Genomic DNA, 381 nt, shown 5'->3' on the forward strand with positions numbered 1-381 from the left:
CACTACCAGGGGCTTGACCCGACGGAATTCTGACAGCTTCGACGACGACCCTGGCCGGTCGCGGCCGGACCGACTACAGAGTCGACGTGCTCGGTCGGATAACTGCGGCAATCAGCCCTACCGGCTCGGAGCAACTCACCTACGACGCGACGGGCAACATCACCGAGTACGGGACCTCAGCGATCACGTCTCCTGATGCGCAAGACACCGGCCGACCTCCGTTCCCTGAGGTGCGAAGCGGCAGTCAGCCTCCGCCCCCTGGGGTACGGGGCGCCAGCCAGCCTCCGCTCCCTGAGGTGCGAGGCGCTAGCCAGCCGCCTCCGATCCCTGAGGTGCGAGGCGCTAGCCGAGCCTCGAAGGGCCCCCGCTGGCGATACTCCG

This window comes from Gordonia sp. HS-NH1, assembly GCF_001418765.1.
Lineage (GTDB): Bacteria > Actinomycetota > Actinomycetes > Mycobacteriales > Mycobacteriaceae > Gordonia.